This window comes from Streptomyces sp. NPDC052701 (assembly GCF_040678355.1).
Classification (GTDB): domain Bacteria; phylum Actinomycetota; class Actinomycetes; order Streptomycetales; family Streptomycetaceae; genus Streptomyces.
The window spans coordinates 114,848-138,300 of record NZ_JBFATO010000014.1 but is presented as its reverse complement, the minus strand read 5'-3'; the positions used below and the strand labels follow the sequence as shown (position 1 = coordinate 138,300).

General features: G+C 69.9%; 31 protein-coding genes and 1 pseudogene. 6 read left to right on the top strand and 26 right to left on the bottom strand.

Annotated features, from left to right (window positions below; all coding sequences use genetic code 11):
- Positions 1 to 99: 99 nt before the first annotated feature.
- From map to rpsJ, 24 genes are all read right to left on the bottom strand, one after another.
- Complete coding sequence (map, locus tag AB0L29_RS18375) at positions 100 to 936, bottom strand: type I methionyl aminopeptidase (protein ID WP_365828394.1); 837 nt, start codon at positions 934 to 936, stop codon at positions 100 to 102.
- A 99-nt stretch (positions 937 to 1,035) separates the two neighbouring features.
- Positions 1,036 to 1,698: an adenylate kinase gene (locus tag AB0L29_RS18370; RefSeq protein ID WP_365828303.1), complete on the bottom strand. Its 663-nt coding sequence runs from the start codon at positions 1,696 to 1,698 to the stop codon at positions 1,036 to 1,038.
- Positions 1,698 to 3,011 (bottom strand): preprotein translocase subunit SecY, encoded by a 1,314-nt coding sequence (gene secY / locus AB0L29_RS18365; protein WP_365828301.1) that lies wholly within the window; start codon positions 3,009 to 3,011, stop codon positions 1,698 to 1,700. Before secY ends, AB0L29_RS18370 begins: the two co-directional genes overlap by 1 nt.
- Positions 3,012 to 3,600: 589 nt before the next feature.
- Entirely contained in the window at positions 3,601 to 4,056 is a 456-nt protein-coding gene (rplO, locus tag AB0L29_RS18360) for a 50S ribosomal protein L15 (RefSeq protein ID WP_365828299.1), read from the bottom strand.
- 2 nt (positions 4,057 to 4,058) lie between these two features.
- Complete coding sequence (rpmD, locus tag AB0L29_RS18355; RefSeq protein ID WP_003998814.1) at positions 4,059 to 4,241, bottom strand: 50S ribosomal protein L30; 183 nt, start codon at positions 4,239 to 4,241, stop codon at positions 4,059 to 4,061.
- A 2-nt stretch (positions 4,242 to 4,243) separates the two neighbouring features.
- On the bottom strand, positions 4,244 to 4,849 hold the full coding sequence (gene rpsE / locus AB0L29_RS18350; RefSeq protein ID WP_094054455.1) for a 30S ribosomal protein S5: 606 nt from the start codon (positions 4,847 to 4,849) through the stop codon (positions 4,244 to 4,246).
- 42 nt (positions 4,850 to 4,891) lie between these two features.
- The gene (rplR, locus tag AB0L29_RS18345) at positions 4,892 to 5,275 is read right to left on the bottom strand and encodes a 50S ribosomal protein L18 (protein WP_029380981.1); all 384 of its coding nucleotides are present in this window, start codon (positions 5,273 to 5,275) and stop codon (positions 4,892 to 4,894) included.
- Between the two features lie 3 nt (positions 5,276 to 5,278).
- Positions 5,279 to 5,818, bottom strand: coding sequence for a 50S ribosomal protein L6 (gene rplF, locus AB0L29_RS18340; RefSeq protein WP_365828297.1), 540 nt, complete (start codon positions 5,816 to 5,818; stop codon positions 5,279 to 5,281).
- Between the two features lie 20 nt (positions 5,819 to 5,838).
- Positions 5,839 to 6,237 (bottom strand): 30S ribosomal protein S8, encoded by a 399-nt coding sequence (gene rpsH, locus AB0L29_RS18335; protein ID WP_029380979.1) that lies wholly within the window; start codon positions 6,235 to 6,237, stop codon positions 5,839 to 5,841.
- 213 nt (positions 6,238 to 6,450) lie between these two features.
- Positions 6,451 to 6,636, bottom strand: a complete 186-nt coding sequence (locus tag AB0L29_RS18330) for a type Z 30S ribosomal protein S14 (protein WP_003956452.1) — start codon at positions 6,634 to 6,636, stop codon at positions 6,451 to 6,453.
- Between the two features lie 5 nt (positions 6,637 to 6,641).
- Positions 6,642 to 7,199, bottom strand: a complete 558-nt coding sequence (gene rplE / locus AB0L29_RS18325) for a 50S ribosomal protein L5 (protein ID WP_358782558.1) — start codon at positions 7,197 to 7,199, stop codon at positions 6,642 to 6,644.
- On the bottom strand, positions 7,199 to 7,522 hold the full coding sequence (rplX, locus tag AB0L29_RS18320; protein WP_365828294.1) for a 50S ribosomal protein L24: 324 nt from the start codon (positions 7,520 to 7,522) through the stop codon (positions 7,199 to 7,201). The genes rplE and rplX overlap by 1 nt, the downstream gene beginning before the upstream one ends.
- A 2-nt stretch (positions 7,523 to 7,524) precedes the next feature.
- The gene (gene rplN, locus AB0L29_RS18315) at positions 7,525 to 7,893 is read right to left on the bottom strand and encodes a 50S ribosomal protein L14 (protein ID WP_003998823.1); all 369 of its coding nucleotides are present in this window, start codon (positions 7,891 to 7,893) and stop codon (positions 7,525 to 7,527) included.
- Between the two features lie 95 nt (positions 7,894 to 7,988).
- Complete coding sequence (gene rpsQ / locus AB0L29_RS18310; protein ID WP_028420769.1) at positions 7,989 to 8,276, bottom strand: 30S ribosomal protein S17; 288 nt, start codon at positions 8,274 to 8,276, stop codon at positions 7,989 to 7,991.
- The gene (gene rpmC / locus AB0L29_RS18305; protein ID WP_059079052.1) at positions 8,273 to 8,497 is read right to left on the bottom strand and encodes a 50S ribosomal protein L29; all 225 of its coding nucleotides are present in this window, start codon (positions 8,495 to 8,497) and stop codon (positions 8,273 to 8,275) included. Before rpmC ends, rpsQ begins: the two co-directional genes overlap by 4 nt.
- Complete coding sequence (rplP, locus tag AB0L29_RS18300; RefSeq protein ID WP_029380975.1) at positions 8,497 to 8,916, bottom strand: 50S ribosomal protein L16; 420 nt, start codon at positions 8,914 to 8,916, stop codon at positions 8,497 to 8,499. The genes rpmC and rplP overlap by 1 nt, the downstream gene beginning before the upstream one ends.
- Before the next feature lie 5 nt (positions 8,917 to 8,921).
- A complete protein-coding gene (gene rpsC, locus AB0L29_RS18295; RefSeq protein WP_365828291.1) occupies positions 8,922 to 9,746 on the bottom strand; it encodes a 30S ribosomal protein S3 in 825 nt (274 codons plus the stop codon).
- Positions 9,746 to 10,093 carry a 50S ribosomal protein L22 gene (gene rplV / locus AB0L29_RS18290; RefSeq protein ID WP_365828289.1) on the bottom strand — a complete coding sequence of 116 codons (348 nt, stop codon included), beginning with the start codon at positions 10,091 to 10,093 and terminating at the stop codon, positions 9,746 to 9,748. Before rplV ends, rpsC begins: the two co-directional genes overlap by 1 nt.
- Positions 10,094 to 10,134: 41 nt before the next feature.
- The gene (rpsS, locus tag AB0L29_RS18285) at positions 10,135 to 10,416 is read right to left on the bottom strand and encodes a 30S ribosomal protein S19 (protein WP_006130777.1); all 282 of its coding nucleotides are present in this window, start codon (positions 10,414 to 10,416) and stop codon (positions 10,135 to 10,137) included.
- Between the two features lie 12 nt (positions 10,417 to 10,428).
- Positions 10,429 to 11,265: a 50S ribosomal protein L2 gene (gene rplB / locus AB0L29_RS18280; RefSeq protein WP_365828287.1), complete on the bottom strand. Its 837-nt coding sequence runs from the start codon at positions 11,263 to 11,265 to the stop codon at positions 10,429 to 10,431.
- A gap of 40 nt (positions 11,266 to 11,305) precedes the next feature.
- Positions 11,306 to 11,725 carry a 50S ribosomal protein L23 gene (rplW, locus tag AB0L29_RS18275; protein WP_365828285.1) on the bottom strand — a complete coding sequence of 140 codons (420 nt, stop codon included), beginning with the start codon at positions 11,723 to 11,725 and terminating at the stop codon, positions 11,306 to 11,308.
- On the bottom strand, positions 11,725 to 12,381 hold the full coding sequence (gene rplD / locus AB0L29_RS18270; protein ID WP_365828283.1) for a 50S ribosomal protein L4: 657 nt from the start codon (positions 12,379 to 12,381) through the stop codon (positions 11,725 to 11,727). Before rplD ends, rplW begins: the two co-directional genes overlap by 1 nt.
- Positions 12,382 to 12,389: 8 nt before the next feature.
- Complete coding sequence (gene rplC / locus AB0L29_RS18265) at positions 12,390 to 13,034, bottom strand: 50S ribosomal protein L3 (protein ID WP_365828281.1); 645 nt, start codon at positions 13,032 to 13,034, stop codon at positions 12,390 to 12,392.
- 18 nt (positions 13,035 to 13,052) lie between these two features.
- Positions 13,053 to 13,361: a 30S ribosomal protein S10 gene (gene rpsJ, locus AB0L29_RS18260; RefSeq protein ID WP_003948644.1), complete on the bottom strand. Its 309-nt coding sequence runs from the start codon at positions 13,359 to 13,361 to the stop codon at positions 13,053 to 13,055.
- A 511-nt stretch (positions 13,362 to 13,872) separates the two neighbouring features.
- Here rpsJ and AB0L29_RS18255 point away from each other — a divergent pair.
- The 6 genes and pseudogenes from AB0L29_RS18255 to AB0L29_RS18230 all read left to right on the top strand — a co-directional run bounded on the left by AB0L29_RS18255 (position 13,873) and on the right by AB0L29_RS18230 (position 20,650).
- Positions 13,873 to 14,397 (top strand): hypothetical protein, encoded by a 525-nt coding sequence (locus AB0L29_RS18255; protein WP_365828279.1) that lies wholly within the window; start codon positions 13,873 to 13,875, stop codon positions 14,395 to 14,397.
- Positions 14,394 to 15,095 carry a hypothetical protein gene (locus tag AB0L29_RS18250; protein ID WP_365828277.1) on the top strand — a complete coding sequence of 234 codons (702 nt, stop codon included), beginning with the start codon at positions 14,394 to 14,396 and terminating at the stop codon, positions 15,093 to 15,095. The genes AB0L29_RS18255 and AB0L29_RS18250 overlap by 4 nt, the downstream gene beginning before the upstream one ends.
- Positions 15,095 to 17,203 carry a putative T7SS-secreted protein gene (locus tag AB0L29_RS18245; RefSeq protein WP_365828275.1) on the top strand — a complete coding sequence of 703 codons (2,109 nt, stop codon included), beginning with the start codon at positions 15,095 to 15,097 and terminating at the stop codon, positions 17,201 to 17,203. Before AB0L29_RS18250 ends, AB0L29_RS18245 begins: the two co-directional genes overlap by 1 nt.
- A 481-nt stretch (positions 17,204 to 17,684) precedes the next feature.
- Positions 17,685 to 18,695, top strand: a pseudogene (locus AB0L29_RS18240) (ADP-ribosylglycohydrolase family protein); the annotation flags it as partial.
- Between the two features lie 121 nt (positions 18,696 to 18,816).
- Positions 18,817 to 19,524, top strand: a complete 708-nt coding sequence (locus AB0L29_RS18235) for a toxin glutamine deamidase domain-containing protein (RefSeq protein WP_365828273.1) — start codon at positions 18,817 to 18,819, stop codon at positions 19,522 to 19,524.
- 346 nt (positions 19,525 to 19,870) lie between these two features.
- Positions 19,871 to 20,650 (top strand): DUF2071 domain-containing protein, encoded by a 780-nt coding sequence (locus AB0L29_RS18230; protein ID WP_365828271.1) that lies wholly within the window; start codon positions 19,871 to 19,873, stop codon positions 20,648 to 20,650.
- Between the two features lie 77 nt (positions 20,651 to 20,727).
- Here AB0L29_RS18230 and gdhA read toward each other — a convergent pair whose 3' ends face one another.
- Both gdhA and AB0L29_RS18220 read right to left on the bottom strand, forming a co-directional pair.
- Positions 20,728 to 22,086: an NADP-specific glutamate dehydrogenase gene (gene gdhA / locus AB0L29_RS18225; protein ID WP_365828269.1), complete on the bottom strand. Its 1,359-nt coding sequence runs from the start codon at positions 22,084 to 22,086 to the stop codon at positions 20,728 to 20,730.
- Positions 22,087 to 22,720: 634 nt separating this feature from the next.
- Complete coding sequence (locus AB0L29_RS18220; protein ID WP_365828267.1) at positions 22,721 to 23,350, bottom strand: hypothetical protein; 630 nt, start codon at positions 23,348 to 23,350, stop codon at positions 22,721 to 22,723.
- Positions 23,351 to 23,453 lie beyond the last annotated feature (103 nt).

Below are 23,453 nucleotides of genomic sequence, written 5' to 3'. Positions count from 1 at the left end.
GTGCATGCGGACATGCGGGTGCACGAGAGCCGACGAGTCAGTCTACGTCAGCACACCCGGAAAGACGAAATGAGGGAGTCTGCCCCACGCCGCAGATCATTATGCGAGCGGGTCGGGGGCGGCCGTGATCCCGTACTCGGCGAGCTTGGCCCTGCCGCCGTCGGGAGCCGTCAGGACCAGCGGGCCCTGCTCGGTGAGGGCGACGGAGTGCTCCCAGTGGGAGGACCAGGTGCCGTCCGTGGTGACGACCGTCCAGTCGTCCTGGAGGACCTCGGTCTTCGGCGTGCCCAGGGACACCATCGGCTCGATGGCGAGGCAGAAGCCGGGGACCAGCCTGGGCCCCTTGCCGCGGCGCCGGTCGACGTAGTTCAGCAGGTGCGGGTCCATGTGCATCTCGGTGCCGATGCCGTGGCCGCCGTAGTCCTCGATGATCCCGTACCGGCCGCCGCCGGGCTTGGGCTGGCGGCGGATGTACGTCTCGATGGCCCGGGAGACGTCGACGAGCCGGTTGCCCTGCTTCATGGCCGCGATGCCGGCCCACATCGACTCCTCGGTCACCCGGGAGAGCTCGATCAGCTCCGGGGCGTGCCCGGAGCCCACGAAGGCCGTGTAGGCCGCGTCGCCGTGCCAGCCGTCGACGATCGCGCCGCAGTCGACGGAGATGATGTCGCCGTCCTTGAGGACGACGTCGTCGGAGGGGATGCCGTGGACGACGACCTCGTTCACCGAGGTGCAGATCGTCGCGGGGAAGCCGCCGTAGCCGAGGAAGTTCGGCTTGGCGCCGTGCTCGGCGAGCACCTTGCGGGCGACCTGGTCCAGGTCCTTCGTCGTGGCCCCCGGCACGGCGGCTTCACGGGTCGCCGCGTGGATGGCGGCGACGACCAGGCCCGCCGCACGCATCTTGGCGATCTGCTCGGGGGTCTTGATCTGCACCATGGGGGCCCTGCGCTCTCCGTCACTCACGTCAACCGGTTACCTGCACAACAGTACGGCCGTGACACCCCTGCGGGCGCCACGGCCGGACGGGGCCGACTGCTACTTGTCGGCGTTCTCCCGCTTCAGCGCCTCCAGCGCCCGCTGCGTGACCTCGTCGACCGGGCCCATGGCGTTGATCGTGACGACCAGGCCCTGTGCCTTGTAGTAGTCGATGATCGGCTCGGTCTGCGTGTGGTAGACCTCCAGCCGCGTGCGCACGGTCTCCTCGGAGTCGTCGTCGCGCTGGTACAGCTCGCCGCCGCAGACGTCGCAGACGCCCTCCTTCGCCGGCTGCTTGTACGTCACGTGGAAGACGTGCGCGGAGTCGTTGCGGCAGATGCGCCGGCCGGCGATCCGCTTGACGACCTCCTCCTCGGGGGCCTCCAGGTCCAGCACCGCGTCGAGCTTGATGCCCTCGGTGGCGAGGAGCTCGTCCAGCGCCTCGGCCTGCGACACGTTGCGCGGGAAGCCGTCCAGCAGGAAGCCGCCCTCGGCGTCGGGCTGCTCCATGCGGTCCTTGGCCATCGCGATGGTGACCTCGTCCGGCACCAGGTTGCCGGCGTCCATGTAGGACTTCGCGAGCTTCCCAAGCTCCGTCTGCCGGCTGATGTTGGCCCGGAACAGGTCACCGGTGGAGATGTGCGGAATGCGCAGCTTCTCGGCAAGGCGCGTGGCCTGCGTGCCCTTCCCGGCACCCGGCGGCCCGACGAGGACGATTCGCATCAGCGGAGGAACCCTTCGTAATTGCGCTGCTGGAGCTGGCTCTCGATCTGCTTCACGGTCTCGAGACCGACACCCACGATGATCAGGATGCTGGTCCCGCCGAACGGGAAGTTCTGGTTTGCCCCGAAACCTGCCAACGCCATCGTCGGCACGAGAGCGATCAGACCCAGATACAGCGAACCCGGCCAGGTGATCCGGTTGAGCACGTAGCTGAGGTACTCAGCGGTCGGTCGGCCAGCCCGGATGCCCGGGATGAAGCCACCATACTTCTTCATGTTGTCCGCGACTTCCTCGGGGTTGAACGAGATCGCCACGTAGAAGAAGGCGAAGAACACGATCAGGAGGAAGTACAGCGTGATGTGCGCCGGCGCGGCGGTGTCGGCGAGGTTGTCCCGGATCCAGGTCGCCCATCCGGAGGTCGAGTTGGTGAATTGGACGATCAGTGCCGGGATGTAGAGCAGCGACGACGCGAAGATGACCGGGATCACACCCGCCTGGTTGACCTTGAGCGGGATGTAGGTCGAGGTACCGCCGTAGGAGCGACGGCCGATCATGCGCTTCGCGTACTGCACCGGGATGCGGCGCTGGGCCTGCTCGACGAAGACCACCAGGCCGACCATGACCAGGCCGACGAGGATGACGGTGCCGAACTCGATCCAGCCGCCGGCCAGGTCGCCCTGCTCCTTGATGGCCCACAGGGCGGACGGGAAGGTGGCGGCGATCGAGATGAACATCAGGATCGACATGCCGTTGCCGATGCCGCGGTCGGTGATGAGCTCGCCGAGCCACATCACCAGGGCCGTGCCGGCGGTCATGCAGATGACCATGGTGATGGTCACGAAGATCGACTGGTCCGGGACGATCTGCTCGCCCACCGGGCAGTTGGCGAAGAGGGCGCCGCTGCGCGCGGTGGCCACCAGGCCGGTGCCCTGCAGGATGGCGAGGGCCACCGTCAGGTAGCGGGTGTACTGCGTGATCTTCGCCGTGCCGGACTGGCCCTCCTTCTTCAGGGCTTCCAGGCGCGGGATCACCACGGTCAGCAGCTGCAGGATGATGCTCGCCGTGATGTAGGGCATGATGCCCAGCGCGAAGACCGTGACCTGCAGCAGCGCGCCACCGCTGAACATGTTGACCAGACCGAACAGGCCGGAGTTGGCCTCGGCTGCGTCGATGCAGGTCTGGACGTTCCGGTAGTCCACACCCGGGATCGGGACCTGGGTGCCGACCCGGTAGATCACGATGATGCCGAGCGTGAAGAGCAGCTTCTTGCGCAGGTCGGGCGTCTTGAACGCCCGGGCGAACGCGGTGAGCACGGTGCCTCCTGCGACCCCCGCGTTCGCTACGCGAGAGGTGACGGTATGTTGTGCGAGGGACGGAATTCTCTGTGCCTGATGCCCCGTCCGACCACAGGGCCGGAGAACAGGGCATCAGGGAGACTAACAGTGTCGACTACCCTACGCGGAGCCTGCGCCGACAGGAAACCGCCCTGTCGGCCAGTGATCAGGCCGATACGGGTGTGACGGTGGTGCTTTGAGCGTCCTGTCCCCAGCCCCGGCGAGCCGACACGGACGGCGTACGCCCCTCACGGCGGCCGGCGCGTTCCTCCGGGCCCTGTGAGCGGCCCGCTCCGCCTTCCCGGCCCTTCCAGCCCCGCTCCGCCTTTCTCGGCCCTTCCAGCCCCGTCGCACCGTTCGGCGCCCTTCCACGGCCCTGCGCGCCGCCTCCCGCCGGACGGGCTCCACGCCGTTCGCCCGGCGGCGGACATCACGTACGCGACGCGACGCATCTCACCCCCCACCACGACGCCACGGCACGAGGACGCGCCACGGCGTCACGGCACGACGAAAGGCCGGGAGCTCCCCACGGGAACTCCCGGCCTTCGCTGTTCTCGGGCCGGCCGGCTCAGACGAGCTCGGTGACCGAACCGCCGGCGGCGGCGATCTTCTCCTTGGCGGAGGCGGAGGCCTTGTCGACCTTCACCTGCAGCGCCACGGAGATCTCACCCTCGCCGAGCACCTTGACCAGGCTGTTCTTGCGAACGGCGCCCTTGGCCACCAGGTCCTCGACGGTGACCTCGCCACCCTGCGGGTAGAGCTTGGCCAGCTTGTCGAGGTTCACGACCTGGTACTCGGTCTTGAACGGGTTCTTGAAGCCCTTCAGCTTCGGGAGACGCATGTGGAGCGGCATCTGGCCACCCTCGAAGCTCTCCGGAACCTGGTAGCGGGCCTTGGTGCCCTTGGTACCACGACCGGCCGTCTTACCCTTCGACGCCTCACCACGACCGACACGGGTCTTGGCGGTCTTGGCGCCCGGGGCGGGACGGAGGTTGTGGATCTTCAGCGGGTTGTTCTCCGCCATGATCAGTCGACCTCCTCGACCGTCACGAGGTGGCGGACGGTGTGCACCATGCCGCGGAACTCGGGGCGGTCCTCCTTGACGACCACGGTGTTGATCCCCTTGAGACCAAGCGACCGCAGGGTGTCACGGTGGTTCTGCTTGCTGCCGATGTAGGACTTGACCTGCGTGATCTTGAGCTGCGCCATGATCACACACCCGCCCCGGCACGCGCACGGAGGAGAGCCGCGGGGGCGACGTCCTCGAGCGGCAGACCACGGCGGGCCGCGATCTCCTCGGGACGCTGCAGGCCCTTCAGGGCCGCCACGGTCGCGTGCACGATGTTGATGGCGTTGTCGGAGCCGAGCGACTTCGACAGCACGTCGTGGATACCGGCGCACTCGAGCACGGCGCGCACCGGACCACCGGCGATCACACCGGTACCGGGCGACGCGGGCTTGAGCAGCACGACGCCGGCGGCCTTCTCACCCTGGATCGGGTGCGGGATGGTGCCCTGGATCCGGGGGACCTTGAAGAAGTGCTTCTTGGCCTCCTCAACGCCCTTGGCGATGGCGGCCGGCACCTCCTTGGCCTTGCCGTATCCGACACCCACGGTGCCGTCACCGTCGCCCACCACGACCAGCGCGGTGAAGCTGAAGCGACGACCACCCTTCACAACCTTGGCGACGCGGTTGATCGCGACGACGCGCTCAACGTACGCGGTCTTCTCGGCGGCAGCAGCGCCGCCGTCACGGCCCTTCCGGTCCCGCCGCTCGCCGCCACCGGCACCGCTTCCGCGGCGCTGGGGTCCAGCCATTGGAATTACCTCTCTCTGTTTCCGCTAGCTACGGAACCTGGCTCAGAACTTGAGCCCGGCCTCGCGGGCGGCGTCGGCCAGGGCGGCGATGCGCCCGGCGTACTGGTTGCCACCACGGTCGAACACGACGGCCTCGACACCGGCGGCCTTGGCACGCTCGGCGACCAGGGCGCCGACCTGCTTGGCCTGCGCGGACTTGTCGCCCTCGCCACCGCGGATCGACGCGTCCAGGGTGGACGCCGACGCCAGGGTGTGGCCCTTCAGGTCGTCGATCACCTGCGCCACGATGTGGCGGTTGGAGCGGGTCACGACCAGACGGGGGCGCTCGGCGGTACCCGAGACCTTCTTGCGGATCCGGATGTGGCGACGCTTGATAGCGGCACGCTTGTAGGCGTCGCCCTTGAGGATCTTCTGCCCGTATGCCATGGCTTACTTACCCGCCTTTCCGACCTTGCGGCGGATGACTTCGCCCTCGTACTTGACGCCCTTGGCCTTGTACGGGTCGGGCTTGCGCAGCTTGCGGATGTTGGCCGCAACCTCGCCGACCTTCTGCTTGTCGATGCCCTCGACCGAGAAACGGGTCGGGGCCTCCACCTTGAAGGTGATGCCCTCGGGGGCCTCGACCAGGATCGGGTGGCTGTAGCCCAGGGAGAACTCCAGGTTGGAGCCCTTGGCCTGGACGCGGTAACCGACACCGCTGATCTCGAGCTTCTTGACGTATCCCTGGGTCACACCGGTGATCATGTTCGCCACCAGCGTGCGGGACAGGCCGTGCAGGGCCTTGCTCTGCCGCTCGTCGTTCGGGCGGGTCACCTGGAGGGTGCCGTCCTCGCCCTTAGCGATCTCGATCGGCGCGACGATGGTGTGGGTCAGTTCGCCCTTGGGGCCCTTGACCTTGACCGTACGGCCGTCGATGGTGACGTCCACGCCGGCGGGAACCGGGATGGGCAGCTTGCCGATACGCGACATTGCTCTACCTCCCTTTCCCGTTACCAGACGTAGGCGAGGACTTCCCCACCCACGCCCTTCTTCTGCGCCTGCTTGTCGGTCAGCAGACCGTGGGACGTGGAGATGATCGCCACGCCCAGGCCGCCCAGGACCTTCGGCAGGTTGGTGGACTTCGCGTACACCCGGAGACCGGGCTTGGAGATCCGCTTGATGCCCGCGATGGAGCGCTCACGGTTCGGGCCGAACTTCAGCTCGAGGACGAGGTTCTTGCCGACCTCGGCGTCCTCGACGCGCCAGCCCGTGATGAAGCCCTCCTGCTGGAGGATCTCCGCGATGTGAGACTTGATCTTGGAGTGCGGCATCGACACCGAGTCGTGGTATGCCGAGTTCGCGTTCCGCAGACGCGTCAGCATGTCTGCGATCGGATCAGTCATGGTCATGAATTGGCCTTCGGCCTCTCTCGCCGGGGTTTCCTGGTGCGCCATCCCTCTCCCCGATCCGAGACGGGACGGGTGCGGCGCGGTGGACCTACGGCGTAGTAAGTCGTAAGGGCGGCGGCAGACGCCCAACCCCACAAGCCTAAGGCATGCGGGCTGGGCGTCCTGCCGCCCCGGTTGCTTACCGAGAGCTTCAGGTGATCCCTAACTGAGGGATTACCAGGAGCTCTTGGTCACGCCCGGCAGCTCGCCACGGTGAGCCATCTCACGAAGGCACACGCGGCACAGGCCGAACTTGCGGTACACGGAGTGCGGACGGCCGCAGCGCTGGCAGCGGGTGTACGCGCGCACACCGAACTTGGGCTTGCGAGCAGCCTTCGCGATGAGAGCCTTCTTCGCCATCTCGCTCACGCCTCCTTGAACGGGAAGCCGAGGTGACGGAGAAGGGCACGGCCCTCTTCGTCGTTGGTCGCCGTGGTCACCACGGTGATGTCCATACCCCGGACGCGGTCGATCTTGTCCTGGTCGATCTCGTGGAACATGACCTGCTCCGTGAGACCGAAGGTGTAGTTGCCACGGCCGTCGAACTGCTTGGGGGACAGGCCGCGGAAGTCACGGATGCGCGGGAGCGCCAGCGACAGGGTGCGGTCCAGGAACTCCCACATGCGGTCGCCACGGAGCGTGACGTGGGCACCGATCGGCTGGCCCTCGCGCAGCTTGAACTGCGCGATGGACTTACGGGCCTTGGTGACGGCCGGCTTCTGGCCGGTGATCGTGGTGAGGTCGCGCACGGCGCCCTCGATCAGCTTGGAGTCGCGGGCGGCGTCGCCCACACCCATGTTGACCACGATCTTGACGAGGCCCGGAACCTGCATGACGTTCTCGTACTTGAACTCGTCACGCAGCTTGCCGATGATCTCCTCGCGGTACTTCGTCTTCAGACGCGGAGTCACGGTGGTCGTCATCAGATGTCCTCACCCGTCCGCTTGGCAACGCGGATCTTGTTGCCCTCGTCGTCGAAGCGGTAGCCGACGCGGGTCGGGACCTTCTGGCCGTCCTTCTCCACGACCAGCATGACGTTGCTGACGTGGATCGGGGCCTCGGTGGTCACGATGCCGCCGGCCTGCGAACCGCGAGCGGTCGGCCCGGCCTTCGTGTGCTTCTTGACCCGGTTGACACCCTCGACCAGGACGCGCTCCTCGCGCGGGAAAGCGGCAATGACCTTGCCCTGCTTGCCCTTGTCCTTGCCGGTGATGACCTGGACCAGGTCGCCCTTCTTGATCTTCATGCTCACAGCACCTCCGGCGCGAGGGAGATGATCTTCATGAACTTCTTCTCGCGCAGCTCACGGCCGACGGGGCCGAAGATACGGGTGCCGCGAGGGTCGCCGTCGTTCTTCAGAATGACGGCGGCGTTCTCGTCGAAGCGGATGTACGAGCCGTCCGGGCGGCGGCGCTCCTTCACGGTGCGAACGATGACCGCCTTGACGACGTCACCCTTCTTCACGTTGCCACCGGGGATCGCGTCCTTGACGGTGGCGACGATGACGTCACCGATACCCGCGTAGCGGCGACCGGAGCCGCCGAGCACACGGATGCAGAGGATCTCCTTCGCACCCGTGTTGTCGGCGACACGCAGTCGCGACTCCTGCTGGATCACGTCTATCTCCTGATCGTCTGCCGGTTCCCCGGGGGCCGCTCACCGAGCGGCCCCCGGAGCCTGGCGGAACTGTCCTGCGGGACACCCCGCAGGAATTACTTGGCCTTCTCGAGGATCTCGACGACGCGCCAGCGCTTGGTCGCGGACAGCGGCCGGGTCTCCATCAGGAGGACGCGGTCGCCGACACCCGCGGCGTTCTGCTCGTCGTGCGCCTTGAGCTTGTTCGTACGGCGGATGACCTTGCCGTACAGCGCGTGCTTGACGCGGTCCTCGACGGCGACGACGACGGTCTTGTCCATCTTGTCGCTGACGACGTAACCCTCACGGGTCTTGCGGAAGCCGCGCGCCTCGGTGTTCTGCTCAGTCACGTTGTTCTCGCTCATGCGTTCTCCACCGTTTCGATGCCCAGCTCGCGCTCGCGCATCAGGGTGTAGATCCGCGCGATGTCCTTACGGACGGCCTTCAGCCGACCGTGGTTTTCGAGCTGACCGGTCGCCGCCTGGAAGCGGAGGTTGAACAGCTCTTCCTTGGCCTCGCGGAGCTTGTTCAGAAGCTCCTCGTTGCCCAGCTCGCGCAGCTCGGACGCCTTGGTACCGGCCGACATCACGCTTCACCTGCCTCGCGCTTGACGATCCGGCACTTCATCGGCAGCTTGTGGGCCGCACGGGTCAGCGCCTCACGGGCGATCTTCTCGTTGGGGTACGACAGCTCGAACATGACGCGTCCGGGCTTGACGTTGGCCACCCACCACTCCGGAGAACCCTTACCGGAACCCATGCGGGTCTCGGCGGGCTTCTTGGTCAGCGGGCGGTCCGGGTAGATGTTGATCCAGACCTTGCCGCCACGCTTGATGTGGCGGGTCATGGCGATACGAGCCGCCTCGATCTGGCGGTTGGTGACGTACGCCGGGGTCAGCGCCTGGATGCCGTACTCGCCGAACGCAACCTGCGTGCCACCCTTGGACATGCCGTTGCGCTTGGGGTGGTGCTGCTTGCGGTGCTTGACCCTACGGGGGATCAGCATGGTGGTCAGGCCTCCGTTCCGGTGCTCTCAGCCGGAGCGGCGGACGCGGGAGCCTCGGCCTTGGGGGCCTCGGCACCGGCAGCCTGCTGCGGCTTGCGACCGCGCCGCTCGCCACCGCGGCCACCACGGGCCGGGCGGTCGGCGCCACCGCGGGCCGGGCGGTTGCCCGCACGGGCGGCGGCGTTCTCGGCGCGGACCTCGGCGATGTTCTTGACGTCGCCCTTGTAGATCCAGACCTTCACACCGATGCGGCCGAAGGTCGTCTTGGCCTCGAAGAAGCCGTAGTCCACGTTCGCGCGGAGCGTGTGCAGGGGCACGCGGCCCTCGCGGTAGAACTCCGAGCGGGACATCTCGGCGCCGCCGAGGCGGCCACCGCACTGGATCTTGATGCCCTTGGCGCCGGCCTTCATCGCCGACTGCATGCTCTTGCGCATGGCGCGGCGGAAGGAGACGCGGGAGGAGAGCTGCTCGGCGACGGCCTGGGCCACCAGCTGGGCGTCCACCTCGGGGTTCTTGACCTCGAGGATGTTCAGCTGGACCTGCTTGCCCGTGAGCTTCTCGAGGTCGCCGCGGATGCGGTCGGCCTCGGCGCCACGGCGGCCGATGACGATGCCCGGACGCGCGGTGTGGATGTCGACGCGGACGCGGTCACGGGTGCGCTCGATCTCCACCTTGGAGATGCCGGCGCGCTCCATGCCGGACGTCATCATCCGGCGGATGGCGACGTCTTCCTTGACGTAATCCTTGTAGAGCTTGTCGGCGTACCAGCGCGACTTGAAGTCGGTCGTCACGCCGAGCCGGAACCCGTGCGGGTTTACCTTCTGGCCCATTACCGGGTTCCTTCCTTGCTGCTGACGACCACGGTGATGTGGCTGGTCCGCTTGCGGATCCGGTAGGCACGGCCCTGGGCGCGCGGACGGAACCGCTTCAGGGTCGGGCCCTCGTCGACGTACGCCTCGGAGACGTACAGGCTGTCGACGTCGGTGTGGTCGTAGTTGTGCGCGGCGTTGGCGATGGCGCTGTCGAGCACCTTGCCGACCGGCACGGAGGCTGCCTGCGGAGCGAATCGCAGGACGGCCTGGGCCTCCGTGGCGTTCATGCCACGGATGAGGTCCACCACGCGGCGGGCCTTCATGGGCGTGACGCGGATGTACCGCGCCTGGGCCCTGGCTTCCATGGTTGTCCCTTCAGTTACTTGCGTGTCTGAATGCGATCCGCTTAGCGGCGCTTCGACTTCCGGTCTTCCTTGACGTGGCCCCGGAAGGTGCGGGTCGGCGAGAACTCGCCGAGCTTGTGGCCGACCATCGACTCGGTGACGAACACCGGGATGTGGGTCTTGCCGTTGTGCACCGCGATCGTGTGGCCGAGCATGGCCGGGACGATCATCGAGCGACGGGACCAGGTCTTGATGACGTTCTTGGTGCCGGCTTCGTTCTGGGCGTCCACCTTCTTCATCAGGTGGTCGTCGACGAAGGGCCCCTTCTTCAAGCTACGAGGCATCTCAACCCGTCCTTAGCGCTTCTTGTTCGTCTTGCGGCGGCGGACGATGTACTTGTTCGACGCCTTCTTGGGCGAACGAGTACGGCCTTCCTTCTTGCCCCACGGGGACACGGGGTGGCGACCACCGGAGGTCCGGCCCTCACCACCACCGTGCGGGTGGTCGACCGGGTTCATGACCACACCACGGACGGTCGGGCGGACGCCCAGCCACCGCTTGCGGCCCGCCTTGCCCCAGTTGATGTTGGACTGCTCGGCGTTGCCGACCTCGCCGACGGTGGCGCGGCAGCGGACGTCGACCAGACGGATCTCACCGGACGGCATGCGCAGGTGGGCGTAGGCGCCCTCCTTCGCGAGCAGCTGCACGGAGGCGCCGGCGGAGCGGGCGAACTTCGCGCCGCCGCCCGGACGCAGCTCGATGGCGTGCAGGGTGGTACCGACCGGGATGTTGCGCAGGGCGAGGTTGTTGCCCGGCTTGATGTCGGCCCCGGGACCGTTCTCGACGCGGTCGCCCTGGCTCAGGCCACGCGGCGCGAGGATGTAGCGCTTCTCGCCGTCCGCGTAGTGCAGGAGCGCGATGCGCGCGGTGCGGTTGGGGTCGTACTCGATGTGCGCGACCTTCGCCGGCACGCCGTCCTTGTCGTGACGACGGAAGTCGATCACGCGGTAGGCGCGCTTGTGGCCACCGCCCTGGTGGCGGACGGTCACACGACCGGAATTGTTACGGCCGCCCTTGCTGTGCAGCGGGCGAACCAGCGACTTCTCCGGCGTGGACCGCGTGACCTCGACGAAGTCGGCGACGCTGGCGCCACGACGGCCAGGAGTCGTCGGCTTGTACTTGCGGATACCCATTTCTCAGTCCTCGTCCGATATCGGACGATCCGGACCTCCCTTAGGAGGTCGGACCGCCGAAGATGTCGATACGGTCGCCCTCGGCGAGGGTCACGATCGCGCGCTTGGTGGACGCGCGCTGGCCGAAGCCGGTGCGGGTCCGCTTGCGCTTGCCCTGGCGGTTGATCGTGTTGACCCCGGTGACCTTGACCTGGAAGACCGACTGAACGGCCTGCTTGATCTGGGTCTTGTTGGCGTTCGGGTCGACGATGAACGTGTACTTGTTCTCGTCGAGAAGCGCGTAGCTCTTCTCCGACACGACCGGCTTGATCAGCACGTCACGGGGGTCCGTGTACGCCTTGCTCGCCGGGGTGACGACGGTGTTCTTGCCCTCGGTGGCGTGGCGACGCGCCTTCTTGACGCGGGCCTCCTTGGCCTTCTTCGCGGCCTTCGAGGCGATAGCGGGGTGACGGATGGCCATCAGACCTCGCTCCCTTCGGTGTCGTTGGCCTTCGGGCCGGCGACGAAGGACTCGAAAGCGGCCTGGGTGAAGACCACGTCGTCCGAGACGAGAACGTCGTACGTGTTCAGCTGGCCCGGCTCCAGGATGTGGACCTGGGGCAGGTTGCGGGCGGACAGCCACGCGGCCTCGTCGGAGCGGTCGACGACCAGGAGCAGGTTCTTGCGCTCGCTGATCTTGCCGAACAGGCTCTTGGCGGCCTTCGTGGAGGGGGTCTCGCCCTCGACCACGCCGGTGACGACGTGGATGCGGTTGTGACGCGCCCGGTCGGTGAGGGCGTGGCGCAGGGCCGCGGCCTTCATCTTCTTCGGGGTCCGCTGCGAGTAGTCGCGCGGCACGGGACCGTGCACGACGCCACCACCGGCGAACTGCGGCGCGCGGGTCGAGCCCTGACGGGCGCGACCGGTGCCCTTCTGGCGGTACGGCTTCTTGCCGCCACCACGGACTTCACCGCGGGTCTTGGTCTTGTGGGTGCCCTGGCGGGCAGCGGCCAGCTGCGCGACGACGACCTGGTGGATCAGCGGGATGCTGACCTTCTCAACGCCGAAGATCTCCGCGGGGAGCTCGACGGTACCGGCCTTGTCGCCCGCCGGCGAAAGGATGTCAACAGTGCTCATCGGTTACCTCAGGCCCCCTTGGCCGCGGTGCGGACCAGGACGAGGCCGCCGTTCGGACCGGGAACCGCGCCCTTGATGAGCAGCAGACCCTTCTCCGCGTCAACGGCGTGGACGGTCAGGTTCTGGGTGGTGACCCGCTCGTTGCCCATGCGACCCGCCATGCGGAGGCCCTTGAACACGCGGCCCGGGGTGGCGCAGCCACCGATGGAACCGGGCGAGCGGTGCTTGCGCTGGGTGCCGTGCCCGGCGCCGAGGCCACGGAAGTTGTGGCGCTTCATGACACCGGCGAAGCCCTTGCCCTTGCTCTTGCCGGTCACGTCGACCTTGGTGCCGGCCTCGAACACCTCGGCGGTGATCTCCTGGCCGAGCGTGTACTCGGAGGCGTCCGCGGTGCGGATCTCGACGAGGTGACGACGCGGGGTGACGTCGGCCTTGGCGAAGTGGCCCTTGAGGGGCTTGTTCACCTTGCGCGGGTCGATCTCGCCGAAGGCGATCTGGACGGACTCGTAGCCGTCGACGTCGTTGGTGCGGACCTGGGTCACGACATTCGGCCCGGCCTTGACGACGGTCACCGGGACGACACGGTTGTTCTCGTCCCAGACCTGCGTCATACCGAGCTTCTCGCCCAGGATGCCCTTGATCTGCTTAGCCATCTCTTCAGATCACCGGCCTCAGAGCTTGATCTCGATGTCGACACCGGCCGGCAGGTCGAGTCGCATCAGAGAGTCAACGGTCTTGGGGGTCGGGTCGAGGATGTCGATCAGGCGCTTGTGCGTGCGCATCTCGAAGTGCTCGCGCGAGTCCTTGTACTTGTGCGGCGACTTGATGACGCAGTACACGTTCTTCTCAGTGGGCAGCGGCACCGGGCCCGCGACCGACGCACCAGTGCGGGTCACCGTCTCGACGATCTTCTTCGCCGAGGAGTCGATGACCTCGTGGTCGTAGGCCTTGAGCCGGATGCGGATCTTCTGTCCCGCCATGGCTACTTCGTAGTCCTGTCTCTCTACAGCTCTGGAACCCGGACGCTTCTTTCGTTTCTCCGACCCACGCGGTCGGGCGTGTCGCGCTCCCGCTGACACAGATGCCCCTTGTCCGAACATCCCTGCGGGATTGCACACGGCCCTGCCGGAACCGCGGGCCGGGGGCGAAAGGCCCACCGGGCGCCTGGCCGGTGCCGCGCCGACGCTTCCCGGAAGATTCCCGTACGTCCGCCCCAGCGCTGCCTTACGGCAGTTGGGACGACGAGTACTGTGGGACTCGCTTCCGGTCCTCCCGGCGGGAGGCGCGCAGCATCAACACTCGACCGAGCAACTCGGACAGTCTGCCATACGGGGCAGCGAGGACGCCAATCGAGCCGGAGAGAATACCCCGGGCGTGACGCAGGTCAAACACACGGACGGCCCGGGCGAAAACGCCGGAGGAACCGGGGAGGATCCGGGGAGAGCCGGAGGGGCCTGCCGGACGGGCGCGCGGTTGTGGCAGGGTACCGCCGTGTCTGATCATCCGGTCGATGCGGGCCGGCCGGTGCGGCGGTCCCGGCTGTCCGACTACGCAGCCCTCGTGGAGCCCCCGCCCCCCGCGCCGGCCGGCGGGCGTGCCGATCCCGCCCGGGTCCATGTCGAGCTGCGGCAGCGTGAGTTCTCCGCCTGGCTGGAGGCTTTCCGGGACACCCGGGTGCTCGTGCCGCGCACCGCCGGCGGCTGGCTGACCGCCGACTTCGGCGGGGTCCGGTGGGTGCTGGCCTTCTCCGGTGAGCCGGAGCTGGCGCGCTACGCCCTCGCGCGCGGCGAGGGCGACCGCGAGTGGGCCTACGAGCGGGTGCTGGGCGCCCACCTGCTGGACGTGGCGGTTCCGGCGGCCGGTGTGCCGTGCGGGGTGGCCCTGGACGTGGCGGACGGTGATCAGGAGGCGGTCCTGCTGCCGCCGGTGAAGGGAATCGTGCCGGACGCGGCGGCGGTGGACGCCGGGGCGTTCGGCGGCTCGGGTGACGGTGACGACGACGGGGGTCAGCGGTGACGGCTGCGGCGGGTGACGGAAGCGGTGGCGGTGGCGGTGGCGGTGGCGGTGGCGGCAAGGATCTGCTGGCCACCGGCCTGGACGAGGTGGCACGCGGCCTGACCGCGGCGCTCGCGGAGCTGAAGGAGCTCGGCATGGTCGGCGCGGCCGGCGCGGGCCGCGGCTTCGGGGACATCGCGCTGAACGGCCTGGAGCTGGGCCACCAAGGGCTGACCGGCACCTTCGGGGAGTTCTGCGAGCGCTGGGAGTGGGGGGTGCGCTCGCTGATCAACGAGGGCAACTCGCTCGCGGTCAGGACGGGCCTGGCGGCGGGCACGTACTACGAGACGGAGCAGTACGTCGAGGGCACGCTCAAGGTCGCGGCGAACTCGCTGATCGGCAACCCGTACGCCACCGAGGACGAGGTCACCTCGATGGGCTGGCGGGAGCTGGCGACCTCCGGCTACCTCGGGGGCGCCGACTACAGCGCCGAGTCGTTCGCCCGGGCCCAGGAGAACGTCGAGCAGGCCTGGAAGGACACCGGGCGGGACGTGATGACCTCCCGCATGGGCCTGGTCACGCCGCAGAACGTGGCGGACGGAATGGGGGTCTCCGACGCCGCGTACGAGCGGATGCTCGACGAGACCTTCGGCCCCTCCCCCGAGGAGCGGGCCCAGCAGGCCGGGCAGGCCGGGCAGGCCGGTGGGGGCGCCAGCTGATGGGAGTGCTCGACGACATCGGCAACGGACTCAAGGACGCCGGCCGCGGGCTGCGGGACGGGATCAACGACGGGCTCGGCGCGGTCGAGGACGGCATCGACGCCGGCAAGCGGGCACTGGGCGAGGGCGTCGACTGGACCACCGACCGGATCGGCGACGGCCTCGACCACGTCGGCCTGGAGGGCGCCGCCGACGCGGTGGAGGACTGGGGCGACGACGTCGCCGCCGACCTCGGCGCCACCCCCGGTGAGCAGCAGCTCGGCCAGACCGAGGAACCCGATGAACTCGTCCACGGCAACCCGGCCAGGATCCGCGAGTCGGCCAAGCACCTGAAGGATTTCCAGGCCGCCTTCGACAAGGTCGCCGGGGGCCTGAGGAAGGTCGACTCCTCCGGCTGGCGGGGCGAGGGCGGCGACACCTTCCGCGAGAGGTTCGGCGTCCACCCGCAGAAGTGGCTGCAGGCCGCCGACGCCTGCGAGGCCGCCGCGGGCGCCCTGGAGACCTACGCCGACACCGTCACCTGGGCGCAGAACCAGGCCCGCGACGCCGTCGAGCTGTACAAGAGGGGCAGGAAGACCTCCGAGGAGGCGGTCGCCGCGTACAACCGGCGCGTCGACGACTACAACGCCAGGCTGCGGGCCGGCCAGGACCCCGGCCCGCGCCCCGGGCCCTTCACCGATCCCGGTGCCGCCGACATCAGGGCCGCCCACGACAAGCTCGCCGAGGCCCGCAGGCAGCGCAACAGCGCGGCCGGCGACGCCCAGGACAAGGTGCGGGCCGCGCTCGCCCACGCCCCGGCCGAGCCGCCGCCGCTGGACCGCCTGGGCAGCAACCTGATCGACGGCTACCAGGCGTACAACACCGAGCTCACCCACTTCGTCGGCGGTGCGGTCAAGGGCACCGCGGGCCTGCTCAACTTCGCGCGCGGACTGAACCCGATCGACCCGTACAACATCACCCACCCGGCCGCCTACTACCAGAACGTCAACATGACCCTGGCCGGGCTGGTCTCCACCGCGGCCCATCCCGAGCGCGCCGTCCAGGCCGCCGTCGAGGGCTTCAAGAAGGACCCCTCCGAGTTCCTCGGCCGCCTCGTGCCCGAGCTGATCGGCACCAAGGGCGCCGGGCTCGCCCGCACCGGCATCCGCTTCGGAGCGAAGCAGGGGCTGGAGACCGCCGCCCGGACCGGCCTGCGGGAGGGCACCGGGTCCGGCCTGCGCCCCCACTCGCCGTTCGGCGACAACGTGGTGCACGCCGACGCGGTGGACCCCCGGGCCGGCCGGGACTTCGTCGACGACCAGTACGGCGACCTGCAGGACCTGAACCGGGCCGACAGGGAGGGCCCTGGTGAGGGGCAGGGCCTGGGTGAGGGGCAGGGCCTGGGTGAGGGGCAGAGCCCGGGCGACGGGCAAAGTCCGGGCGACGGCTTCTCGTACACCCCGCACGTCACCGACGATGTCTGGGGCAGCCTCACCACCGAGCAGCGGCACCAGATCGCGGCCGCCGAACTGGCGCCCGGCGCGCGGTCGTTCCCGGACGCCGACGCAGCGATCTCCTACGGGCGGGACAACTGGAACGACTACGTCGACAACCTGCCGCCGTCGGCACGCGACGCCCTCAGGGACTACACCGGCGAACCGCCCTACAAGGGGGCTCCCGGCTACGCGACCTACAAGGAGATGAACGGCTTCCTCCGGGGGGAGGACGAGCTCGGCACGCCCGAGGTGCTCAACAACATCCAGGAGGTCGACAGAGCGCTGGCCGGGCGCCCGCTGCCAGAGGACGTGATGGTGGTTCGCGGCACCGGGGTCGACCACATCGAATTCGACTTCGTGGAGGACCTGATCGGCCGCAGGGTCACGGACCCCGGCTACACATCGTCCTCGCTGGGCAACCACCCGGTGCCGAGTTTCGAGGGAAAGCCCGCCATCCTGCGCTTGCGCGTGCCCGAGGGGACCCCCGCAACATGGGTCGAGAAGGTCAGCGACTTCGGCGTCACCGAGCGTGAGCTGCTGCTCGGGCGCGGGATGAGCTACAGGGTGACGCGCGCCTTCGAGGACGAGAACGGTCAGATCCAGATCTACGGCGAGGTGCTGCGCCCCGACTGAGGTCCTTCCTCAGGACGACGCGCACGAGCCCTTGCCCACCAGGACGAACAGAGAGATCCGCATGAGCCCCGAAAGCCCAAGTGGTGGCGTCAACCCACGCTTCAACGAAGATGTCGGTGCCTACATCGAGCCGGGCGGCCCGCCGCGCTACGCCCGGCACACCGGCGGCCCCGTCCAGTACGTGACCGTGGCCGACGACGAGGGCCAGGTGATCGCCTACGTGTGGGCCAATGACGAGGACGATGCCGCCAGCATCCGTGTCCGCCTGGCGGCCGGGCCCGCCGCCGCCAACAAGATCGGCCCCTGGGTGAGGCGGCTGAGCAAGGCCAAGGAGCGAGGGCTGCCCCCCACCCAGGCCCTGGCCGAACTGCTCCAGCAGCCCTCCTCCGTCACGAGCCACATCGTCCCCGGCTCACTGGCCCGCGCGGAGAGCCTCGCCGTGCTCGACGACCTCGCCGGGCGGAAATGGGGCAGGGACCGGGTGAAGGGCGGCGCGACCGGAACGCTGCTGGGGCTCGCCGTCGGCGACGCCCTGGGCTACCCCACCGAGTTCCTGGACCTCGGGCAGCTCGCCTCCCGGTTCGGGCCCTGGCGGGAGCTGAACCTGCCCGTGTCCTCCGGGGTCGCCTGGGTGACGGACGACACGCAGATGACGCTGGCGGTCGCCGAGGCGCTGGCGGAGACCGCCGCGCAGGACCCCGCCGCGCTCACGGCCGCCACGCTCGAACCGGCCCTGCGCAGGAACTTCGTCGCCTGGCTGCACTCCCCGGACAACAACCGCGCCCCGGGCCGGACCTGCCTGGACGCCTGCGCCGCCCTGGAACGCGGCGGCCCCTGGCAGGCGGCCAGCGTCCTCGCGTCGAAGGGGTGCGGGGCGAACATGCGGGTGGCCCCGGTCGGCCTGGCGCCCGGACTGTCGGCGGAGCAGCGGGCGGGGGCGGCGCAATTGCAGGCCGCGCTGACCCACGGCCATCCGACCGCGCTCGCGGCCAGCGACCTCACGGCGCACGCCGTATGGCTGCTCACGCACAACTGCGCCCCCGTCGAGCTGCTGCCCCGGCTGCGCCACTACGCCGAGAAGTCGCGCCGGACGTACTACGGCGACTGGCTCGGGGACCTGGCCCAGCGGGCGGGGGCGGCGGACCCCGCGGACTTCATCGCCCACGGGTGGGACGAGACCCTGCGGGCCCTGGACACGATGGCCCGGGCACTGCGGGAGCCGGACCCCGAGCGGGACCCCTGCGAGGCGGCCGGCGCCGGCTGGATCGCGGAGGAGGCGCTCGCCGCCGCCCTGTACTGCTTCCTGCTCTTCCCGGACGACCCGGTGAGCGCCGTCCGGCGGGCGGCGTACTCGTCGGGCGACTCGGACTCCATCGCCGCCCTGGCCGGCGCGTTCGCGGGCGCCTGGGTGGGCGCGCGGGCCTGGCCCGGCGACTGGACGCGGGTCATCGAGCACCGCGAGCGGATGCGTGAGCTGGCGTCGCCCTGGGACGGGGGGACGTACGGGAGCGCGCGCGGGGAGCGCGGCGGCGGGGAGCGCGGCGGCGGGGAGCGCGGCGGCGGGGAGCGCGGCCGCGGGGACGGAACCGGCCGGGGCCGGAGCTGACACGGCGATGTTCCACCCCCGTAAGCGGGCCGAGGAGTGGCTCGCCCACACCTACGGCGGTCTGGTCGAACTGACCGTCCCGGACCCGGTGTACGAGACTCCCGCCGCCTGGCTGATGGCCTGCCGCTCCCTGCCGCAGCCCGGTTTCCCCCGCACGCCGATGCTGGCGGCCTCGATCGTCGTGCTCAGGCACGGCGGGCCGCCCTTCCACCCGGCCCCCGGTGCCCCGCTGGCCGACCTGGAACCGGCACCGGGGCACGTGTACGCCGACCGGGTCGTGTCCCAGCCCCGCAGGATCAACGCCCGCGGCTGCGTGGTCGCCGTGCACCACGCGATCGACGGCGCCCGGTCCACCGCGGTGCCGTGGTCCCCGGCCCACGAGGCCCCGGGCTGGTGGGGGCGGCTGGCCAAGCGCTACTTCCCGGACTTCGACGAGGTGGCGCCCGCGCACTGCGCCGGCTGGGACGACGTCGTCGGCGCGATGACCGGCCCCGGGCCCGGCACCCGGGGCGTCGTCTGGGTCCGCCGCGAGCTGAACGGCCACGAGATCACGGGCAACCTGCTCTACGTGCACAACAACGACGGCCGGGTGGTCTTCCTCGACCCCCTGGCGTCGTCCCTGGCGAGGCTGGACACCAGCGGGGTGCGGGAGCTGCGCCTGCTCCGGCTGCCGGGACCGGGCACGGGGCGGGCCGGGCCGCCGGCGACGGCCTGACCGACCGGCTTCGCCGCGGGCGTCCCGCCACTCCCCCACCAGTGCCGTCGATCGCCGGTTCCTCGCACCCCCGCTCCGCCGGGAACCGGGTCGTCGAGGGCGCGGTCGCCGGCGCACACGCCGGCGCGGACGCCGCGGAGCGTGGCGGCGCAGTCACTCGTCCGGGGGAAAGTGCCCACGACGGGACGGGGACGCGGTCGCCCGCCGCCCCCGCACCCCGCTGCGCCCTCCGGCCGGACCGCGCCGCGTCCGCCCACCCGCGCTCGGTCACCGCACCGTGCGGAGCGCCGCCGAGCCCTCCGGCGCCGACCGTACCGCGGTGCGCGCCCTCTGTGATACTGGCGCCGTGCCGCCGACCCCGCTGCCGGACCCCCAGGACGCCCCGCACCCGATCACCGCCGACGCGCCCGAAGCCATCGCGCGCCCCCTGCTCACCCAGTCCTGGCTGGACCTGACGTTCGTCCACTGGGCGGCCGACCCGGCCGACGTGGCCCCCCTGCTGCCGCCGGGCACCGTGCCCGACACGCTGGACGGTGTCACGTACGTGGGGCTCGTCGCGTTCCGGATGCACCGCGTGGGGTGGCTGCGCCTCCCGGGCGTGCCCTACCTCGGCACCTTCCCCGAGACCAACGTCCGGCTCTACTCGGTGGACGCGCACGGGCGGCGCGGTGTCGTCTTCCTGTCCCTGGACGCGTCCCGGCTGATCCCCGTCGCGGTCGGCCGCATCGGCTTCCGGATGCCGTACCTCTGGTCCCGGATGGGCATCCGGCACGACGGTGACACCGTGACGTACACCAGCTCCCGGCGCTGGCCGGGCCCGCGCGGCGCCGGGAGCCGCATCACCGTGCGCAGGGGTGAGCGGATCGAGGAGCCGACCGAGCTGGAGCACTTCCTCACCGCCCGCTGGGGCATGCACGGCGCCTTCTTCGGGCGGTCCGTGTACCTGCCCAACGCCCACCCGCGGTGGCCCCTGTACCGGGCCGAGCTGGCCGTGTGCGAGGAGAACCTGGTGACGGCGGCGGGGCTGCCGAGGCCGGCCGGGGAGCCGGTGAGCGTGCTGTACTCGCCGGGCGTTCCCGCCCGCTTCGGCCTCCCGGCCCGTCCGGGCGGCCTGCGCACCCCCTGAACGGGCCGGAGAAAGAGGGGAGGCCGGGGAGAGCCCCGTTCCGTGGGCTCTCCCCGGCCTCCCCCACCGGCTCCGCGTCAGATGACGCCTTGCGCCAGCATCGCGTCCGCCACCCGCTCGAACCCGGCGATGTTCGCGCCGGTCACGTAGTCGCCGGGGGCGCCGTAGCGCTCGGCGGTCTCGGCGCAGGTGGTGTGGATGTCGGTCATGATGCGGGCCAGCTCGTTCTCGACCTGGTCGGCCTTCCATGAGGTGCGTGACGCGTTCTGCGTCATTTCCAGGGCGCTGACCGCGACCCCGCCGGCGTTCGCCGCCTTGCCGGGGCCGAAGGCGACACCGGCCTGTCGAAAGAGCTGCACGGCCTCCGGCGTCGTGGGCATGTTCGCGCCCTCGGAGACCGCCTTCACGCCGTTGCGGACGAGGACGGCGGCGTCGACGGCGTTCAGCTCGTTCTGGGTCGCCGACGGCAGGGCGACGTCGGCCGGGACCTCCCAGACCCGGCCCCCGGGCACGAACCGGGCGGAGGAGCCCCGGCGCTCCGCGTAGTCGCTCACCCGGCCGCGCTCGACCTCCTTGACCTGGCGCAACAGCTCCACGTCGATGCCCTTCTCGTCGACGACGTAGCCGCTGGAGTCGGAGCAGGTGACCGGATTGGCGCCGAGGGCCGCCAGCTTCCGGATGGTGTAGATCGCGACGTTCCCGGAGCCGGAGACGACCGCCGTCCGCCCTTCGAGGTCCTCGCCGCGCTCGCGCAGCATCGCCTCCGCGAACAGCACGTTGCCGTACCCGGTCGCCTCCGGACGGATCAGCGAGCCGCCCCAGCCGGCGCCCTTGCCGGTGAGGACGCCGCCCTCCCAGCGGTTGGTGATCCGCCGGTACTGGCCGAACAGGTAGCCGACCTCCCGGGCGCCGACACCGATGTCCCCCGCGGGGACGTCGGTGTGCTCGCCGATGTGCCGGTGCAGCTCGGTCATGAACGACTGGCAGAAGCGCATGACCTCCGCGTCGCTGCGGCCCCGCGGATCGAAGTCGCTGCCGCCCTTGCCGCCGCCGATGCCGAGGCCGGTCAGCGCGTTCTTGAAGACCTGCTCGAAGCCGAGGAACTTGATGATCCCGAGGTTCACCGAAGGGTGGAAGCGCAGGCCGCCCTTGTAGGGGCCCAGCGCGCTGTTGAACTCGACGCGGAAACCGCGGTTGACGTGGACCCGGCCCCGGTCGTCCTGCCACGGCACCCGGAAGATGATCTGCCGCTCCGGCTCGCACAGCCGCTCGACGAGCCCCGGCTCGGCGTACTCGGGCCGCGCCGCGAGCACCGGCGCGAGGGTCTCCAGCACCTCACGTGCGGCCTGGTGGAACTCGGGCTCCGCGGGATTGCGGCGCTCCACCTCGGCGCGCAGCAGATCGAGCGTGGTCCTGGGGTCGTGTCGAGTGGCCACGGGTTCCCTTTCTGACATGGCTGGTGCCGGTACATACGCGGGACCGGCGGTGTGCGCTCGGCGCCGTCGCCGCGCACAGGACGGCGACCGCCCCGGAGCCTGCCGTCCGAGCACGGCCGACCGCAAGTGTCACCCCTGTGCAAACGCCGCGACAGGGCCCCGTCACGGTCTTCCGCACGCCGGGACCGGGCCCGGCGGTCCCGGGCGGGCGCGTTGCCCGAGGGGCGTATCCTCCCGCCCCGCACCGACACCGCCCGCGCGCCGCGCCGGACCTGCCGGCCGTGCTGTGCCCGGGCAGGCCGACGACGGAGGGGGCACGTCCGGCGGACGGCCGCGCGTCCGGGTGCCGCGGGCGCCCGGAACACCACCGGTGTCACAACAGGGCACGGCCCGTCTCACGAAACGGAACGGGAAGCAACGGGAAGCAACGGGAAGCAACGGGAAGCAACGGGAAGATCATCATGCCCCGGCCCGGACCACCCGGTGCCGCACACGATCCGCACCGACGGAACGGCCCTCTGAGCCGTCCACGCCGGACGGACTCGAACCATCCGCGGGCGTCCGGACGCTCCCCGCTGCGGGGTTCGAAGGGAACCGGCACTCGCCTTGCGGCCGCGCCGGCTTGAACCTGGGTTCAGCCGCCCGTCCCCGGGGACGGCGAGGACAGCGGCGTGCCGGCCGACCAGAAGTCGGAATGCACGTACGGCAGACCCTTGCCTGCCGGGGAATCAGGGTCGACGGGCTCGCGCGAGGGCTCGGTGACCTGGGACTCCGTGACGCAGGGGGAGGTGGCGCTGAGCGAGGCCTGCCCCTTGTAGCCGATCTCCAGACCGACCCGGAACCCTTCCGGGGTGGTGGCGAAGATCGCGGGCATCTCCTTGTTCTCACGCACGGAGGTGATCTCGTACCCCTCCTTCTTCCACCGGCGTTCGATCACCCCCAGGAAGCTGCCGCGCCGCTCCTCCGAGATGATCGTCATGACGTACCGCCTCCGCGTGACGGTCCCGGCCCCCGTCCCGTCGTTCTTGAAGTCGGTGCAGACCGAGTCGCTGGACGGCCCTCGGACCGCCCTGACTCCCGGCTTGATCCCGGCGAGGGTGCCGTCGAGGATCTGTTCGGCACGGTCGGCGGCTTCCTGCATGTTCACGTTCTTCTCCGGTTCGCTCTCGGTCCCGGCGCCGTCGCCGCCGACCAGGCCGCAGCCGGACAGGGCGAACGCGGCCGACGCGATCGCCGCGACGGCGAGCGGGGCGTGGTGCTTCATCAGGGCTTCTCCGAGGTGACGAGTTCAGGGTGACCCGCGACGACGGCCACGTCGGCGGCGGACTCGGGGGCGACCTTAGCTCCGCCTTAAACGCGCATTAAGC